Raw genomic sequence first — 17,942 nt, 5'->3', positions numbered from 1 at the left:
TTCATCCGCTTTCTGATTTGCAAGCTCCCCGGGTAGATAGCAAAATTATCGCTATCAGCAACAAAGGAGGATGCCCCGTGAATAAATCAATGTTGGCGGGTATAGGGATTGGCGTGGCTGCCGCGCTGGGCGTGGCAGCTGTCGCCGGTCTGAACGTACTGGATCGTGGACCGCAGTATGCGCAGGTGGTCTCCAGTACACCGATAAAAGAAAGTGTTAAAACGCCGCGTCAGGAGTGCCGCAACGTCACCGTCACCCATCGTCGTCCCGTGCAGGATGAAAACCGGATTGCCGGCTCGGTGCTCGGCGCGGTTGCCGGTGGGGTTATCGGCCACCAGTTTGGCGGCGGCCGTGGCCGCAGCGTTGCCACCGTAGTGGGCGCGCTGGGCGGCGGCTATGCCGGTAACCAGATTCAGGGATCGATGCAGGAAGGCGATACCTACACCACGACGCAGCAGCGCTGCAAAACGGTGTACGACAAATCGGATAAAATGCTGGGCTATGACGTCACTTACAAAATCGGCGGACAGCAGGGCAAGATTCGCATGGAACATGACCCCGGCACGCAAATTCCGCTGGATAGCAACGGTCAGCTGATTCTGAATAACAAAGCGTAAAAAAGACGTTTATTGATGTTTGCCCCTCATCACTCAGGATGAGGGGCTTTTTTTATCAGAAGCTCAGGGCGTAGTTCAGACCAAAGGTGCGGCCACGGCCTTTGTACTCATACAGCGAACTGCTGCCGTAGGTTGGGCTGTAAAGCAGCGGTGCGCGCTGGCCCCAGATGGTAACGTAGTCTTCGTTCAGCAGGTTTTCGATGCTGAAGGTGAGCTTACCCAGCGGGAGCGCGTAGCTGCCGATAAAGTCGACGGTGTTGTAGCCATCAAGCTTGTTGCCGCTGGCGTCGCTAAGATCGAACACCTGCTGAGTTTGCACGCGCAGCGACCACGGGTCCGGCGCCCAGCCGACCCAGGCGGTGGCTTTCGACGGAGAGGCCAGGGTCACATCCCATTTCTGCCAGCTGCCGTCGCTCTTCACCTGTGATTTCAGAACGTTGAAGTTAGCTCCTGTGCTCCAGTCGCTCTCCGGGAAGGCGTAATCCACCGCCCCTTCAACGCCGTAAATACGACGCTTATCGGACTCAACGTCAATCGTCATATCGGTGCGGTTGACGACGATGGTTTTATCCGACGTAGAGTAGTAGGCCGCCAGCTGCGTACGCAGGTTGTCGCCGGTGTAGCGCCAGCCCAGCTCGTAAGAGTTGACTTTAATCCCCTGCAGCGGCGAGTCCCCGACGTTGACGCTCGACAGCAACGGAAGGTTGCCGTTAACGGCGGTGCCGTATTTACCAATGCCGTAGTATTTACCCGGATCAGGCAGCTCGACGCCCTGGGAGAAGTTAAACCAGGTCTGCTGACGGTCGGTAATGTGGACGACAATCCCGGCGTTAAACAGGAAGTTATCGTAATCCGTTTTCCCGCCAGGAATGGCATCCGCCGAGCTGGCTTTACCGTTGGCGACGTCCTGCTGCTGCGCGTAGCCGACAAAATCATTAACCCGGTTTTCCGTCCACTGGTAGCGCACGCCGCCGCTGAGGGTGAAGATATCGTTCAGGTCATAGCTGCTCTGCAGGAACGGGGCGAGATTGGTGATGCTGTAGCCCGGGTAGCGGCCGGTGGTGTAGATGGCCTGATTGTTCAGCCCGCCGGAGGCCATCGATTCGTTGAGGTCGAAGAACATCTGGTTGGCGTTGAAGGTTTCATGATCGGCATCGAGCCCCCAGGTCAGATCCCAGCCGTCCAGCGGCTGGCTGTTGAGGGTAATTTTGGCCCCGTACTGATCGGTATCCTGCTTCGAGGAGGAGAAGCTGCTGACCTGGCCCTTAGCGAGGGTCGGGAAGGGGTAAAAGGTCAGGGATTCGTCGCGATAGTAGATCTGGCTGACCAGATTCTGGCCGTAGAAGTCGGCATCGGAATACTGCAGGCTGATCAGATGACGCTCGGTGCCGGGGACGCGGTCGGAATCCAGCCCGTTGGTGGTGTAGGCCTTGCCGTCACCGGTCACCGCCGACATATTTTTCCCGAGGTACAGGCCGTAGTCGTCGCCCTGGCTTTTGTAGTATTGCGTCACCAGCTGGAGCTGACGATTGTCGTCAATGTCGATGGTGCCAGTACCCATCACGTCGAGGCGGTCGGAGTGCTGCAAACCGGTCTGGGTGTTATCGAGGATCAGCGCATCGTTATTGCCGTCATACCAGCCGCCGAAGCGTTGATAAGCCACCGATAATCTGCCGGAGGCGTGCTCGGTACCGCCGCTCACCGCTGCCGCCACGCGTTCATCATGGTCGTTGCTGTTAGCAAAACCCGTTTTGCCGCCCAGTTCGAGATCGACCTGACGATCCTGCTGGCCTTTTTTGGTCACAATATTAATCAGGCCGCCGGTACTGCCGCCGCCGTACAGCGAAGTTGCGCCGGAGATGACCTCGATATGCTCAATATTGAACGGGTCGATCGAGTCCAGCTGACGGCTGTCGGTGCGGGAGGAGTTAAGCCGTACGCCGTCGATCAGCACCACGATGGCGCGACCGCGCATATTCATGCCGTAGTTCGTCCGCCCCTGGCTGCTGACGTCGATGCCTGGAATGAGCTGCGCCAGCACATCTTTGAATTCCTTGCCGCCCTGAACCTGCTGTTCAATTTCGTGACCCTCAATAACCCAGGTGGTCTGCGCCATTTCGGCAACGGTACGGTGCGTACGGTTGGCGCTAACGATAAGATTTTCTTCGGCCGCCTGGGTGGTAAAGACGGGGAGGGTGGTGGCCAGCAGCAGTGGGTTAAGAACCCAGAGACGCGTGTTCATTCGCATTCCTTTTATGAGTTAACGGCTTGGTTGTAAGCGTTGTTGTTTTATTTTTTCGGCGCGGGTGCACCGATTGTTACAGGGTGAAATAAATTGTAAAAACTCAAATGCGAATTCTGCACGTAGTGATTATTGTTATCAATATCATTTACAACAAATTAACACTTAAGGATGTGAAAACATTAGTAAAATTGGGGTTAAGGCGGAGGGGGAACGCAGGCCCGGTGACTTACGTCACCGGACAGGGGAGCGGATTAGTGCTGGAGGATTTGCGGCCACAGGCGCAGGGTGGTGTCGGCAATTTGCATCAATTTAGTGAAATCGGCGCCTTCGCGAGCGCTGATCGACATACCCTGCAGCACGCAGCTTAAGAACTGCGCGAGCTGGCGAACGTCGCCATTTTCCGGGAGCTCACCGCGCAGCTGGCGCTGCTGCAGGAACTGGGTCAGGGTCTGCTCCTGCATAGCGTGCCGCGACTTAATGGTGTTGGCGATATCGGTAGAGGAGGCTGCCAGCGCCGCGGAGGTATTGATCATAAAGCAGCCCGCCGGGGTGTCTTTACTGGTGAAGCAGGTGGCTATCGCGGTGAAATAGTCCCGCAGCGCCTGGTCGACGGACTTCTCTTCGGCAAACAGCTGCGCTTCGTGTCTGGCGGCAAAACGCGAAATATAGCGATCCAGCACCGCGCGAAACAGCCCCTCTTTATTGACGAATTCGGCGTAGAGCGTAGGGGCCTTTGCCCCGGTGGCTTCCACCAGATCGGCAAGGGAGGTTGCCTCATACCCATGCTGCCAGAACAGTGCCATGGCCTTATCCAGCGCCGCTTCCTTGTCGAACACTTTAGGTCGGCCACGGCTTTTTTTTGTGCAACTTTGAACGTCAGTTGTCATGATGCCGCCTGTACCTATGTTGGTTTGTTGAGAGGCCATTATAAAAATAAACGACATAACCTGCCAGCAGAGTCAGTCCAAAAATAAATAATTCATATATATATGAATTTTAAGTTGTTTATAAATAATTAAACGATCGTTATAAAAATGCGTTGACGTGTGATGTGGGTCACATTATTATTTACCTATCGATCGTTAAGTTAATTCTTACGACCCTACTAAAAAAATCATCTGCATAGGTATAATAATCATGAAAAACATCAAAACGCTGACCCTCGCTGCCGTTCTGAGCTCGCTCTCTTTCGCTAGTTTTGCCGCCGTTGAAGTGCAATCCACTCCTGCTGGCCAGCAAAAAATCGGCACCGTTTCCGCTTCCGCCGGCACCAACCTGGGTTCTCTGGAAGATCAGCTGGCGCAGAAAGCTGAAGAAATGGGCGCGACTTCATTCCGCATTACGTCGGTAACCGGTCCTAACACCCTGCACGGGACTGCGGTTATCTACAAATAAGTTGTTCCCTCTGTCATGCCACTGACAAACGCGGTTCTGACCCCTTTATCAGGCCGCGGTAGTACGCAGTAAGCTGTTCCCCCTGTTGTGCCAATATTGCGAAGCGGTCCACCCCCTTATGGGACCGCGACTCGCTGTCTGAATGCTCAGCTATCCCCCAAACAAAGCGCCATAAAGAACCTGTCGGTTAAGCCGATGACGGGAATTTTCTGCTGCGCGGGATAACTGTTTCCTCGTGTATGCCAGGGCAATCTCTCCGCGCCTTTGAGGCTGATGATTCGGTCGTTTCAGCCGCCATTTTCGCGCTGATGAACCCGTACTGAGGGAAAGGCGTACCGCGAGGATTGTTAAGGGGAAGACGGCTGTCTTCCCCTTAACCCGGTCACCTGGCGCCCGGCAGACATGTTCTGCCTGGCGTAGGGCGAACGGAATAGCACTGCACTGTCAGGCAGAAGATAGCGATTACAGCGCCTGCCCGGCGTTCGGGTGGTGACGGGTGACGTCAATCGGCATACCCGAGCGCAGTTCGATCGCTCGATCCATGACCTGCTGGTCGGTCAGCTGCGCCTGCTTAAAGGCCTGCATTGCCGCATCAAGCACGATTGGCAGCGTCTGCGGATCGTCATCAAGATGCTTTGACAGCGGCTGATGAATCTCTACCAGCCGGCTGCCGTTTGGCTCAACGGAGGCCTTAATCGGCGCGTTGATGATATTGACCCTGGTCCCGGGGGTCACTTTATTGAACAGCGTCTTAATATCATTATCGCGCAGGCGAATGCAGCCCGAGCTCACGCGCATACCGATACCGAAATCGGCGTTGGTGCCGTGCAGCAGATAGACGCCGCCGTAGGCCGCCAGGCGGATCGCGTGGTGCCCCATCGGGTTATCCGGCCCGGCGGGAACCACGGCTGGCAGTTCGATACCCATCGCCTTATAGCGTGCGCGAATATTGGCCGTCGGCGTCCAGGTCGGGTTGGCGCGCTTATCTGACACGGTAGTCACCATCGTTGGCGTGAGGGTATCGCCCCCGAGCTGGCCGATACCGATAGGGTAGACGGTCACCTCATTCTTGCCCGGCGGGTAGTAGTAAAGACGAAGTTCGGCGAGATTAATCACCAGCCCTTCGCGCGGCGCGTCCGGCAGCAGCGTCTGCAGCGGAATGGTCAGCACGCTGCCCGCCCGGGGAACGTAGGGGTCGACGCCGGGGTTGGCCTGCAGGAGCGCCAGAAAACCAACGTTATACTTTTTGGCAATGGCCTCCAGCGAGCCGCCGTTATTCTGCACCACGTGGAACTGGTTTTGCCCCACCAGGCGGCTGCCCGGCGGCGGTAAAGGCCAGGTGTTAGCGCGGGCCGGAAGCGCCAGCGCGGCGACAACGGCAAACAGCGTCAGCCACAGAGAGATACGCGAAGAGTTTATGACCATAATAAGTAAGTGGTTATTTTTCTACGAAAACAGAGCCAAATTATGGCGTGGGGGAGTGTGGGGAAACCTTGGTGGATTGCAAAACATTTGTAAAGTTTGCTGAATGTGTCAGGTGAAAAATGGATACGATGAATATCACCGCATCCATTTTCCCGGTCACGGTCAGGCGACGGCGTTCTCTTCCAGCTGGCGCATAAACTGACGAACCCAGTCCATACGCGTTTTACGCTCGGCGAGATCCTGCATAAACTTCAGGCGCGTCGGCCCGTCAAGGCGGAAGTGCTGCGGCTGTTTCTGCAGCAGGCCAATCAGCCACACCGGGTTGACGTGGTTCTTTTCATTAAACTCAATGATGCCGCCTTTTTCATTCCCCTCCAGCTTGCGGATGCCAAGCTTTTGCGCCTTCTGGCGCAGGCGGGCGATATCCAGCAGATTTCTGGCCGCATCCGGCAGCAGGCCGAAGCGGTCGATGAGCTCAACCTTGATCTCTTCCAGCTCGTGCTCGCTTTTGGCGCTGGCGATGCGCTTGTAGAACGAGAGTCGGGTATTTACATCCGGGATAAAGTCGTCCGGCAGCAATGACGGCATGCGCAGTTCGACCTCCGTTTGCTGGCTGGTGAGATCTTCCAGCGACGGCTCGCGCCCGGCCTTCAGCGCATCAACGGCGTTCTCCAGCAGCTCCATATACAGCGAGAAGCCGATGGTGGTCATCTGCCCGCTCTGGTCCTCGCCAAGCAGCTCGCCGGCGCCGCGAATTTCCAGATCGTGGGTTGCCAGGGCAAACCCGGCGCCGAGGTCCTCCAGCGAGGCGATCGCTTCCAGACGCTTTTGCGCATCGGTGGACATCGCCTTCGGATGCGGAGTCAGCAGCCAGGCATAGGCCTGATGGTGTGAACGCCCGACGCGCCCGCGCAGCTGGTGCAGCTGAGCAAGGCCGAAATGATCGGCGCGCTCGATGATGATCGTATTGGCGGTAGGAATATCGATCCCGGTTTCAATAATGGTGGTGCAGACCAGCACGTTAAAGCGCTGGTGGTGGAAATCGTTCATCACCCGCTCGAGCTCGCGTTCGCGCATCTGCCCGTGACCGATGGCGATACGGGCTTCGGGCACCAGCTCGGCCAGACGGTCGGCGGCTTTCTGGATGTTTTCTACGTCATTGTAGAGATAGTAAACCTGGCCGCCGCGCAGTATTTCACGCAGCATGGCCTCGCGTACCACCAGCGCATCGTACTCGCGCACGAAGGTTTTCACCGCCAGACGGCGCGCCGGAGGGGTGGCGATAATCGACAGATCGCGCATGCCGCTCATGGCCATATTCAGGGTGCGCGGGATGGGCGTCGCGGTGAGCGTCAGAATATCGACATCGGCGCGCATGGCCTTGATGCGCTCTTTATGCCGCACGCCAAAGCGGTGCTCCTCATCGACGATCAGCAGCCCAAGATCGCGCAGCTTCACTTCGCTTTGCAGCAGCTTATGGGTGCCGATCAGTATATCGATTTTGCCCTCGGCCGCCTGTTCCAGAATCTGCGCCTGTTCTTTGGCGCTGCGGAAGCGAGACAACATTTCGATGCGCACCGGCCAGTTGGCGAAGCGATCGCGGAAGTTGTCGAAGTGCTGCTGAGCGAGCAGGGTCGTCGGCACCAGCACCGCCACCTGCTTATGGTTTTCTACCGCCAGGAAGGCGGCACGCATCGCAACTTCGGTTTTACCAAAGCCCACGTCGCCGCAGACCAGACGGTCCATTGCCAGCGGCTGGCACATATCGCTCAGCACCGCATTGATGGCCTGTGCCTGATCGGGGGTGGTCTCAAACGGGAAGCCGTCGCAAAAGAGCTGATACTGTTCACGATCGTGCTTAAACGCAAACCCGGATTTGACCGCGCGCTGGGCGTAAATATCCAGCAGCTCCGCCGCCACGTCGCGCACCTTCTCCGCCGCTTTTTGCCGCGCTCGCGCCCAGGCGTCGCCGCCGAGCTTATGCAGCGGGGCGCTCTCTTCCGCGCCGCCGGCATAGCGGCTAATCAGATGGAGCGAGGAGACCGGCACGTACAGTTTGGCGTCATTGGCGTAGGTGAGCATCAGGTATTCACCCTTGATGCCGCCGGCCTCGAGGGTGGTCATTCCCGCATAGCGGCCAACGCCGTGCTCAAGGTGCACCACCGGCTGACCGATGTGCAGCTCCGCGAGGTTGCGAATCAGAGTATCGGGATTGATGGTGCGCCGCGAATCCTGACGTCGGCGCGCCACGCGCTCGCCCAGCAGATCGCTTTCACAAATCAGCGCCAGGCCGCGCGGGCTATCGATAAAGCCGTGCTCGGCGGCGCCGATCATCAGATAGCGGCCGCTGCCGGTTGCCTCTTCAAGACGCCGGATATGCTTCGGCGCAACCTTAATGCGCGCCAGCATTTCGCCCAGCGCTTCGCGGCGGCCCTCGCTCTCTACCGAGAAGATAACCGGGCCGGTGAAGGATTCGAGGAAGCGGCGCAGGTTATCCAGCGGCGCTTTGTTCTGCGCCTGAATCGCCAGATCCGGCAGCTTCTGATAGCCGAGGTTGGTATGGGCCGCTTTCTCCGCCAGGCGGTCGGTTTTTAGCTGCACGCGCGGCCATTTTTTCAGCTCGCTGAACAGCTCTGCGCTGCGCAGCCAGAGCAGCTCCGGCGGCAGCAGCGGGCGCATTGGATCAACGCCGCGGCTTTCAAAGCGGGCGCGCGTTTCGCTCTGGAAACGTTCGGCGCTGGCTTCCAGCTCGCCGGTATTGACGATCAGCGTGTTCGCCGGGAAGTAGCTGAACAGCGGCGGCAGCGGCTCGTTGAAAAACAGCGGCTGCCAGTATTCGATGCCGGTAGGCAGGGTGCCTTTGCTGACCTGCTGATAAATATGTTCGGCATCGCGCTTGACCTCGAAGCGATCGCGCCACTGGCTGCGGAACAGCTCGATGGCGGTCTGATCGGTCGGGAATTCGTGGGCCGGCAGCAGATTGATCGCCGCCACCTCTTCGAGCGTGCGCTGGCTGTCAACGTCAAACAGACGCAGGCTGTCGATTTCATCATCGAAGAAATCGAGGCGATAGGGCTGTTCGCTGCCCATCGGGTAGAGGTCGAGCAGGGCGCCGCGGGTCGCGTATTCGCCGTGCTCCATAACCTGATCGACATGGCGATAGCCCGCGCTATCCAGCTGCTCGCGGAGGGTATCCCGCGACAGGCGCTGGCCTTTTTTCATCACCAGCGCGTGGCCGTGCAGGTAGTTATGCGGACAAACGCGCTGCATCAAGGTGCTGACCGGCACGATCAGCACGCCGCGCTGCATGGTCGGCAATTGATAAAGGGTCGCCAGCCGGGAAGAGATAATATCCTGATGCGGCGAGAAGCTATCGTAGGGCAGGGTTTCCCAGTCCGCCAGGGCGATGACCATGCTGTCGGTAAACTGCCGAATTTCATCATTCAGGCGCAGGGCGTTTTGCATATCGGGGGCGACGAGGATCACCGGGCCGTCGTGACGTTCGGCCATTTCCGCGACCAGGGTCGCGCAGGCCGCGCCGGTTAATTCGCCGAGCTGCCGCTGATCGCCGGGTTTCACCGGCAGTGAGTATCGATATTGTTGAGACATAGCGGTTGTCAGGATCCCTTAGAGCCTATCCCATTAGGCTTTTTTATTTGCCAGCAAAGTACGCCTACCGCAATAGGCTCTGAGTGTTTCGCTCTACGATGTAAGGGCAAATCGCTGATATTCAATGCCTCTGATTATCCGCGATTGGCCTTAATTCGCCAACCCGAATGACAAAAGGAAGTTCGGCTGCGGGGAAAGATTCTGATAGATAAGAACTGACATATCAAATATCCGGTTGATTTATCTTTGTTTTTCCCCCATCTGACGACAAAAACTTACCGTTTCAGTGATTTACGCGTTGTGCTATGACATATATACTCGTGCATCGGCTATCAGCAACCAGATGGAATACATGTACCAACCTGCCGCACTCTTTATCGGCCTTCGCTACATGCGCGGGCGCGCAGCTGACCGCTTCGGTCGTTTCGTCTCCTGGCTCTCAACCATCGGCATTACGCTCGGCGTGATGGCGCTGGTGACCGTCCTGTCGGTGATGAATGGCTTTGAACGCGAGCTGCAGAACAACATCCTGGGGCTGATGCCGCAGGCCATTCTTAGCGCCCAGCAGGGCTCAATCAATCCGCAAACGCTGCCGGAAAGCGCCGTGAAGTTACAGGGCGTCAGCCGGGTAGCGCCGTTGACCACCGGCGACGTGGTGCTGCAAAGCGCGCGCAGCGTCGCGGTTGGGGTGATGCTTGGCATCGATCCGGCGCAAAAAGATCCGCTGACGCCGTACCTCGTTAACGTCAAGCAGAGCGATCTGCAGGCCGGGAAATATAACGTTATTCTCGGCGAGCAGCTGGCCGGCCAGCTCGGAGTTAATCGCGGCGACCAGATCCGCGTGATGGTGCCTTCCGCCAGCCAGTTTACGCCGATGGGCCGGGTGCCGAGCCAGCGCCTGTTTAACGTCATCGGTACCTTCGCCGCCAGTAGCGAAGTCGACGGCTACCAGATGCTGGCCAATATCGACGACGCGTCGCGCCTGATGCGCTACCCGCTGGGGAATATTACCGGCTGGCGCCTGTGGCTCAATCAGCCGCTGCAGGTGGATACGCTCAGCCAGCAAACCTTGCCCGCAGGGACGAAGTGGCAGGACTGGCGCGAGCGCAAAGGCGAGCTGTTCCAGGCCGTGCGGATGGAAAAAAATATGATGGGCCTGCTGCTGAGCCTGATTGTGGCGGTGGCCGCCTTTAATATCATCACCTCGCTCGGGATGATGGTGATGGAAAAACAGGGCGAGGTGGCGATTCTGCAAACCCTCGGCCTGACGCCGCGGCAGATTATGCTGGTCTTTATGGTGCAGGGCGCCAGCGCCGGCATTGTCGGCGCGCTGCTCGGCGCGCTGCTCGGCGTGCTGCTCGCCAGTCAGCTGAACAATTTGATGCCGATTATCGGCGCGTTTCTTGACGGCGCCGCGCTGCCGGTCGCCATTGAACCGCTGCAGGTGGCGATAATTGCGCTGGTGGCTATGGTGCTGGCATTGTTATCTACGTTGTATCCTTCCTGGCGCGCTGCCGCCACCCAACCCGCTGAGGCTTTACGTTATGAATAAGATCCTGCTGCAATGCGACAACCTGTGCAAACGCTATCAGGAAGGCAACGTGCAAACTGACGTGCTGCACGATGTCAGCTTCAGCATCGAGGAGGGCGAGATGATGGCGATCGTCGGCACCTCGGGTTCCGGTAAAAGTACGCTTCTGCATCTGCTCGGCGGCCTCGATACGCCGACCTCAGGCGACGTTATTTTCTCCGGCCAGCCGATGAGCCAGCTCTCCGCTGCGGCCCGCGCCGACCTGCGCAACCGCGAGCTGGGCTTTATCTATCAGTTCCACCACCTGCTGCCGGATTTTACCGCCCTGGAAAACGTGGCGATGCCGCTACTGATCGGCAAGCAGAAGGCTGCCGATATCGAACGTCAGGCCAAAGAGATGCTGCGCGCGGTCGGCCTTGAACACCGCAGCAGCCATCGTCCGTCCGAGCTTTCCGGCGGCGAACGCCAGCGCGTGGCGATTGCCCGCGCGCTGGTCAACAAGCCGCGGCTGGTGCTGGCGGATGAGCCGACCGGCAACCTTGACGCCCGCAATGCCGACAGCATTTTCCAGCTGCTGGGCGAGCTCAATATCGCGCAACGTACCGCTTTCCTGGTGGTGACTCACGATCTGCAGCTGGCGAAACGGATGAACCGTCAGCTGGAGATGCGTGATGGCCACCTGAACGCGGAACTGACCCTGATGGGGGCCGAGTAATGGCCTCTCCGTTATCCCTGTTGATTGCCCTGCGCTTTAGCCGCGGCCGCCGACGCGGCGGCATGGTATCGCTTATTTCGGTGATTTCGACCGTCGGCATTGCGCTGGGAGTGGCGGTGCTGATCGTCGGCCTGAGCGCCATGAACGGCTTTGAGCGCGAGCTCAATAACCGCATTCTGGCGGTGGTTCCCCACGGGGAAATCGAGCCGGTTAAGCAGCCCTGGAGCAACTGGAACGACGCGCTGGCGAAGGTTGAGAAGGTCAAGGGCGTCGTTGCGGCGGCCCCCTATATCAACTTTACCGGGCTGGTGGAGAGCGGCAGCAACATGCGCGCCATTCAGGTGAAGGGCGTCGATCCTCAGCAGGAGAGCCGCCTGAGCTCGCTGCCGACCTTCGTGCAGAATAACGCCTGGGCCGGCTTTAAGCCCGGCGAGCAGCAGGTTATTTTAGGCAAGGGCGTCGCCGATGCGCTGCACGTCAAGCAGGGCGACTGGGTGTCGATAATGATCCCCAACTCCGACGCCGATCACCAGCTGCTGCAGCCGAAACGCGTCAGGCTGCACGTGACCGGGATCCTGCAGCTGAGCGGCCAGCTCGATCACAGCTTCGCCATGATCCCGATGCCGGATGCTCAGCAGTATCTGGATATGGGCAGCAGCGTCACCGGGATCGCGATTAAAGTCACCGATGTCTTCCACGCCAACACCCTGGTGCGCGACGCCGGTGAAGTCACCAACAGCTACGTCTATATCAAGAGCTGGATCGGCACCTACGGCTATATGTATCGTGATATTCAGATGATCCGCGCCATTATGTATCTGGCAATGGTGCTGGTTATCGGGGTCGCCTGCTTTAACATCGTATCCACCCTGGTGATGGCGGTGAAAGATAAAAGCAGCGATATTGCGGTGCTGCGCACGCTCGGTGCGAAAGACGGCCTGATCCGCGCTATTTTCGTATGGTATGGTTTACTTGCCGGCTCGGTCGGAAGCCTGATTGGGGTCGCCATTGGCGTGGTTTGCGCGCTGAAGCTGACGTCGATTATTAACGGCCTCGAATATCTGATTGGGCATAAATTCCTGTCCGGCGACATTTATTTTATTGACTTCCTGCCGTCTGAACTGCACTGGCTGGACGTCATTTATGTGCTGGTGACGGCACTGTTGCTGAGTTTGCTGGCCAGCTGGTATCCCGCCCGCCGCGCCAGCCGCATTGACCCGGCGAGGGTGCTGAGTGGCCAGTAATTTATCGTCATGACCCGTTAATGCGCTTCATTTTGCAAGCTGAAGCGCAGGGTTAGAAAGAGGAATTGCTGAAATGTATTACGGATTTGACATTGGCGGCAGCAAGATTGCGTTAGGCGTATTTAACAAGGAGCGACGGCTGCAGTGGGAAAAGCGCGTCGCCACTCCGCAAGCGAGTTATGAGGATTTTCTCCAGGCGGTAGAAGCGCTGGTGCTTGAGGCGGACGCCCGCTTTGATTGCCAGGGTTCGGTAGGGATAGGTATCCCGGGAATGCCGGAAACCGCGGACGGCACGCTATACGCCGCCAACGTGCCTGCCGCCAGCGGTAAACCGCTGCGCGCCGACCTCAGCGCCCGGCTGGGGCGTGAAGTGCGTCTGGATAACGACGCCAACTGTTTTGCGCTCTCGGAGGCCTGGGACGATGAGTTTACCCGCTATCCGCTGGTGATGGGGCTGATCCTCGGCACCGGCGTAGGCGGTGGCCTGATCCTTAACGGCAAATCGATTACCGGACATAGCTATATCACCGGCGAATTTGGCCATATCCGCCTGCCGGTGGATGCGCTGGAGGTGGTCGGGCGCGATTTTCCGCTGACCCGCTGCGGCTGCGGCCAGCTGGGCTGCATCGAAAACTATCTTTCCGGCCGCGGCTTTGCCTGGCTGTACGAACACTTTTACCAACAATCCCTCACCTCACCAGAAATTGTCGCGCTGTGGCAGCAGGGCGATGAAAAAGCGCGCGCCCACGTCGAGCGTTATCTTGACCTGCTGGCGGTGTGTCTGGGTAATATTTTAACCATCGTCGATCCGGATCTGCTGGTAGTTGGCGGAGGATTGTCTAACTTTACTGCAATAAGCGAAGGGCTGGCGCAGCGCCTGCCGCGTCATTTACTTCCCGTTGCCCGGGTGCCTCGGATTGAGCGGGCGCGCCACGGCGATGCGGGAGGAATGCGCGGTGCGGCCTTCCTTCATTTGACTGATTAATCACAGAGGTAGCTATGTTGTCGCGCCGCTTACATCGATTGAGCCGTTTTCGCCGCAATAAACGTCGCTTGCGCGAGCGCCTGCGTCAGCGAATTTTCTTTAAAGAGGATAAGGTGGCTCCGGAAACGATGGATAAACCCAGGATAGTGGTACTGACCGGCGCAGGCATTTCGGCTGAGTCGGGGATTAAAACCTTCCGCGCGGCCGACGGCCTGTGGGAAGAACATCGGGTGGAAGACGTGGCGACGCCGGAAGGCTTTGCCCGCGACCCGGCGCTGGTGCAGGCATTTTATAATGCCCGCCGTCGTCAGCTGCAGGGGCCGGATATCGCACCTAACGCGGCGCATCTGGCGCTGGCGCGGCTGGAAGAGGCGCTGGGCGATCGTTTTGTGCTGGTGACGCAGAACATCGACAACCTGCACGAGCGCGCCGGCAACCGCCGGGTGATCCATATGCACGGCGAGCTGCTGAAGGTGCGCTGCGCGTGGAGCGGGCAGGTGCTGGAGTGGACCGGGGACGTTACCGTGGACGACAAGTGCCACTGCTGTCAGTTCCCGGCGCCGCTGCGCCCGCACGTGGTCTGGTTTGGCGAGATGCCGCTGGGGATGGACGACATTTATAGCGCGCTGACGGATGCCGATGTTTTCATTGCCATCGGTACTTCCGGGCACGTCTATCCGGCGGCGGGTTTCGTTCACGAGGCCCGCCTGCAGGGGGCGCATACGGTTGAGCTCAACCTGGAGCCGAGCCAGGTGGGCAGCGAGTTTGCCGAAAAACGCTATGGCCTGGCAAGCCAGGTGGTGCCGGAGTTTATCGACCAGCTGTTAAAAGATCTCTGATCGATCGGCGCACCGGCAGGCCGCTGCGGGTGCGCATTTCAGGGCCGGAGGGCGTGACCGGGCCGCGTTCTGCGGCGTATTGCCCGTCGGCGCTCCCGGCATTTTCGTCTGAAGTTGTGGAATTGATGCGATGATGTGACAGGGAAAATGGTATTGCATGCTTTTTTATGACATCTTTCTACATTCTTGTAACGGAAAGGGAGTGTTAGCGTGCACCCGGAGTATTTTGACTACCTGATCCTCGGCGATGAACATCACGGCGAAGTCTACAGCGGGGTTAAAACCCACCGTCTTGCCGTTCGTTCGAAATACCCGCTGGCGAAACATGCCCGTTCCCCTGCCGAAGAGGCCTCAGGCTCCCAGCCGCGCATGGTGAATTACAACGTCCATGAATATCCGGCGCAGGACGGCCGCTTCTATATGGTGGCGACAAACTACCCGCTGAGCGATTTTGACGTGGAAGATGCGTTGATTAAATCGCGGGCGCATCCCGTGCGCGCCTGATCTGTGGCCGCGAAAAAGAACCCGGAAAATTTGCATATCCCATAAGGCGCCCGTACCGGCGCTTTTTTTTGCCCGAAAAGCGCGCCGACGCCGCGGAGAACCTGCCATGCACCCATCGATGATGTATCAGGATTTAACCACCGGAACGTTAATTAACCACGCGGCGCGCTATCATGCCGATAGCGAAATAGTCTCCGTGAGCACGAGCGGGGAGACGGAATACAGCAGCTGGGGAGCGGTGGCGGATAACGCGCGCCGTCTGGCATCCGCCGTCGAACGGCTGGGCATTCCCGCCGGCGCGCGCTGCGCAACCCTGGCGTGGAATAATCGCCGTCATCTGGAGATCTATTTTGCCATCGGATCGGCAGGCCGGGTTACCCATACCCTCAATCCGCGACTGTCGGTTGAGCACCTGACTTTTATCATCAACGACGCCGCGGACCAGGTGCTGTTTTTTGACGCCACCTTCCTGCCGCTGCTGCGCCAGCTGCGGCCCCATCTGCCGACCGTTCGCTACTTTGTCCTGATGGAAGCCCGCAGCGAAGGCGCCCTCAGCGAGCTCGATTCGCTGCTGTTTTACGATGAGCTGCTGGCCTGCGGGGATCCCGGCTACGACTGGCCGGCGCTGAGCGAAACCACCCCCGCATCGCTGTGCTACACCTCGGGCACCACCGGGAAACCCAAAGGAGTGCTCAATACCCATCGTTCGCTGGTGCTGCACGCGCTGAGCGGCAATCAGCCCGATGCCGCCGGTATCTCGGCCCGCGACTCCCTGCTGCCGGTGGTGCCGATGTTTCACGTCAACGCCTGGGGCACGCCCTTTATCGCCGCGATGGCCGGGGCGCGGCTGGTGCTGCCAGGGCCGCATCTGGACGGCGAGAGCCTGCTGCGGCTGCTGAGCGCCGAGCGGGTCAGCGTGGCCTTTGGCGTGCCGGTGATTTGGGCCGGACTGCTGGCGGCGCTGCGAAAATCGGATATCCGCTTGCCCTGCTTTAAACGCTCATTCGTCGGCGGTTCAGCGCTGCCTCCTTCGATGGCGGAGGCGTTTCGTTGCGACTACGGTATCGAGCTGATCCACGCCTGGGGGATGACCGAAACGTCGCCCATCGGCACCATCAATACGCCGCTGGGTAAGCATCAGGCGCTGACGGAGGCGCAGCGCCAGCGGGTGGCCGAGGGGCAGGGAAGGGCTATCTTCGGGATCGATCTGCGGGTGGTGGACGTCGACGGAGAGCCGCTGCCCAGCGATGGTGAAAGCCAGGGGTATCTGCAGGTACGCGGTCACTGGGTGGTGGCGAACTACTTTGGCCGCAGCGAAACGGCGCTCACCGACGACGGCTGGTTTGATACCGGCGATATCGGCACCGTCGATGAGAATGGCTATCTGATCATTCAGGATCGGGCTAAGGATATCATCAAGTCCGGCGGGGAGTGGATCTCAACGGTCGAGCTGGAAAATATTGCGCTTGCCCACCCGGCCATTCGCAGCGCGGCGGCGATTGCCGCCCGGCATCCGCGCTGGGATGAGCGTCCGGTGCTGCTGTGCGTCAGGGCGGAAGGGGCTGAAATCGAGGAGCAGGCGCTGCTGGCGTGGTACCAGCAGCGGGTGCCGAAATGGCAGGTACCGGACCGCGTCGTTTTCATTGACACCCTGCCGGTGAGCGCCACCGGCAAGGTTTTGAAGAATCAGCTGCGGGCCGAATTCGGCCAGATACTGATGGGCGAGGGGCGCGATCCCGGCGGGATTAACGACCGGCCTTGAGCTTTTGATAATACTCTTCGTACAGGGTGCTGGCGCTGCCGACATCGTTCTGCCATTCGCCCTGCTGGATGGTTTCCGCGTCCGGGTAGAGCGATTTATCGTTGGCAACGCTCGGGCTGAGCATCCGGCGCGCGGCGAGGTTCGGCGTCGGATAGCCGATGGTTTCGGCAACCTGTTTGGCTACTTCCGGACGCAGCAGGAAGTTAATCAGCTTCAGCGCGCCGTCGACGTTTTTGGCGTTGGACGGAATCGACAGGCTATCCATCCAGAAGATCCCGCCTTCTTTCGGCCACACCACCTCCAGCGGCGTCCCGGCCTGGCGAGCGACGAACGCCGAACCGTTCCATACCATACCGAGATTCACTTCACCTTCCATATAGGGGTTCGCCGGGTTATCCGAGTTGAACGCCGCGACGTTTGGCATCAGCTTTTTCAACTCGCTATACGCGGCGGCAATCTCTTTGGGATCGGTGGTGTTGCCGGAATAGCCCAGCTTACGCAGCGCAATCTGGAACACTTCCCGGGCATCGTCGGTCAACAGCAGGCTGCTTTTGTACTCAGGCTTCCACAGGTCGGCCCAGCTGCTCACGGTTTTAGGGTCGATGGCCTCGCTGTTGACGCCAATAGCCGTTGCGCCCCAGATGTACGGAATGGAGTAGTCGTTGTTCGGGTCGAACGGCTTATTCAGCATCTGCGGATCGAGGTTGCTGAAATTAGTCAGCTTGCTCTTATCGATCTTCTGCAGCATGCCTTCTTTGCGCATCTTATCGACGAAGTAGGTCGACGGCACCACCAGGTCGTAGGCGCCGTCTTTGTAGGTTTTGAGCTTGGCGTACATGGTTTCATTCGATTCGTAGGTCGAATAGATAACCTTGATCCCGGTCTCTTTGGTGAACTGTTCCAGCAGGCCCGGCGGTACGTATTCGGTCCAGTTATAGAAATAGAGCGTTTTGCTATCGTCCGCGTGCGCGGCGCTCATCCCGACTGCCAGAGCACCCGCCGCGAGCAGGTGGCGTGACCATTTTTTCATTTAACGTCCCCTGGTTTAAGCCTGTTCCACAGGCTGTGGTA

At 58.7% G+C, this 17,942-nt stretch carries 14 protein-coding genes; 9 read left to right on the top strand and 5 right to left on the bottom strand.

From position 1 onward, the window contains the following. Nucleotides 1–77: 77 nt before the first annotated feature. Complete coding sequence (locus QFI97_RS17795) at nucleotides 78–617, top strand: glycine zipper 2TM domain-containing protein (RefSeq protein WP_052698707.1); 540 nt, start codon at nucleotides 78–80, stop codon at nucleotides 615–617. A gap of 55 nt (nucleotides 618–672) precedes the next feature. Here the strand turns inward: QFI97_RS17795 and QFI97_RS17790 are convergent, their stop codons facing one another. Both QFI97_RS17790 and QFI97_RS17785 read right to left on the bottom strand, forming a co-directional pair. After that, entirely contained in the window at nucleotides 673–2,859 is a 2,187-nt protein-coding gene (locus tag QFI97_RS17790) for a TonB-dependent siderophore receptor (protein ID WP_095096449.1), read from the bottom strand. 254 nt (nucleotides 2,860–3,113) lie between these two features. Next, nucleotides 3,114–3,749, bottom strand: coding sequence for a TetR/AcrR family transcriptional regulator (locus tag QFI97_RS17785; protein ID WP_346431714.1), 636 nt, complete (start codon nucleotides 3,747–3,749; stop codon nucleotides 3,114–3,116). 250 nt (nucleotides 3,750–3,999) lie between these two features. Here QFI97_RS17785 and bhsA point away from each other — a divergent pair, with 250 nt between their 5' ends. Beyond that, nucleotides 4,000–4,257 carry a multiple stress resistance protein BhsA gene (bhsA, locus tag QFI97_RS17780; protein WP_095096452.1) on the top strand — a complete coding sequence of 86 codons (258 nt, stop codon included), beginning with the start codon at nucleotides 4,000–4,002 and terminating at the stop codon, nucleotides 4,255–4,257. A 462-nt stretch (nucleotides 4,258–4,719) separates the two neighbouring features. Here bhsA and ldtC read toward each other — a convergent pair whose 3' ends face one another. Both ldtC and mfd read right to left on the bottom strand, forming a co-directional pair. Further along, nucleotides 4,720–5,682 (bottom strand): L,D-transpeptidase LdtC, encoded by a 963-nt coding sequence (gene ldtC, locus QFI97_RS17775; protein WP_346431713.1) that lies wholly within the window; start codon nucleotides 5,680–5,682, stop codon nucleotides 4,720–4,722. A gap of 162 nt (nucleotides 5,683–5,844) precedes the next feature. Next, nucleotides 5,845–9,291, bottom strand: coding sequence for a transcription-repair coupling factor (mfd, locus tag QFI97_RS17770; protein ID WP_346431712.1), 3,447 nt, complete (start codon nucleotides 9,289–9,291; stop codon nucleotides 5,845–5,847). A 352-nt stretch (nucleotides 9,292–9,643) separates the two neighbouring features. Here mfd and lolC point away from each other — a divergent pair, with 352 nt between their 5' ends. From lolC to QFI97_RS17735, 7 genes are all read left to right on the top strand, one after another. Continuing rightward, on the top strand, nucleotides 9,644–10,843 hold the full coding sequence (lolC, locus tag QFI97_RS17765; protein ID WP_346431711.1) for a lipoprotein-releasing ABC transporter permease subunit LolC: 1,200 nt from the start codon (nucleotides 9,644–9,646) through the stop codon (nucleotides 10,841–10,843). Continuing rightward, nucleotides 10,836–11,537 (top strand): lipoprotein-releasing ABC transporter ATP-binding protein LolD, encoded by a 702-nt coding sequence (lolD, locus tag QFI97_RS17760; RefSeq protein ID WP_041144989.1) that lies wholly within the window; start codon nucleotides 10,836–10,838, stop codon nucleotides 11,535–11,537. Before lolC ends, lolD begins: the two co-directional genes overlap by 8 nt. Further along, entirely contained in the window at nucleotides 11,537–12,781 is a 1,245-nt protein-coding gene (lolE, locus tag QFI97_RS17755; RefSeq protein WP_095096460.1) for a lipoprotein-releasing ABC transporter permease subunit LolE, read from the top strand. The genes lolD and lolE overlap by 1 nt, the downstream gene beginning before the upstream one ends. A gap of 73 nt (nucleotides 12,782–12,854) precedes the next feature. After that, on the top strand, nucleotides 12,855–13,766 hold the full coding sequence (gene nagK / locus QFI97_RS17750) for an N-acetylglucosamine kinase (protein ID WP_331835518.1): 912 nt from the start codon (nucleotides 12,855–12,857) through the stop codon (nucleotides 13,764–13,766). Nucleotides 13,767–13,780: 14 nt separating this feature from the next. Continuing rightward, entirely contained in the window at nucleotides 13,781–14,605 is an 825-nt protein-coding gene (gene cobB / locus QFI97_RS17745) for a Sir2 family NAD+-dependent deacetylase (RefSeq protein WP_346431710.1), read from the top strand. A gap of 210 nt (nucleotides 14,606–14,815) precedes the next feature. Further along, nucleotides 14,816–15,109 carry a hypothetical protein gene (locus tag QFI97_RS17740; protein WP_346431709.1) on the top strand — a complete coding sequence of 98 codons (294 nt, stop codon included), beginning with the start codon at nucleotides 14,816–14,818 and terminating at the stop codon, nucleotides 15,107–15,109. 106 nt (nucleotides 15,110–15,215) lie between these two features. Next, nucleotides 15,216–16,871, top strand: coding sequence for a long-chain fatty acid--CoA ligase (locus QFI97_RS17735; protein WP_346431708.1), 1,656 nt, complete (start codon nucleotides 15,216–15,218; stop codon nucleotides 16,869–16,871). On the opposite strand, the gene potD is transcribed toward QFI97_RS17735, so the two are convergent. Continuing rightward, nucleotides 16,855–17,901 (bottom strand): spermidine/putrescine ABC transporter substrate-binding protein PotD, encoded by a 1,047-nt coding sequence (gene potD, locus QFI97_RS17730; RefSeq protein ID WP_346431707.1) that lies wholly within the window; start codon nucleotides 17,899–17,901, stop codon nucleotides 16,855–16,857. The two genes, QFI97_RS17735 and potD, sit on opposite strands and share 17 nt — an antisense overlap. Between the last annotated feature and the right edge of the window lie 41 nt (nucleotides 17,902–17,942).

This window comes from Klebsiella scottii, from assembly GCF_036561945.1.
In the GTDB taxonomy this organism is placed as follows: domain Bacteria; phylum Pseudomonadota; class Gammaproteobacteria; order Enterobacterales; family Enterobacteriaceae; genus Klebsiella; species Klebsiella scottii.
This window is presented reverse-complemented; position numbering and strand designations above follow the sequence as displayed.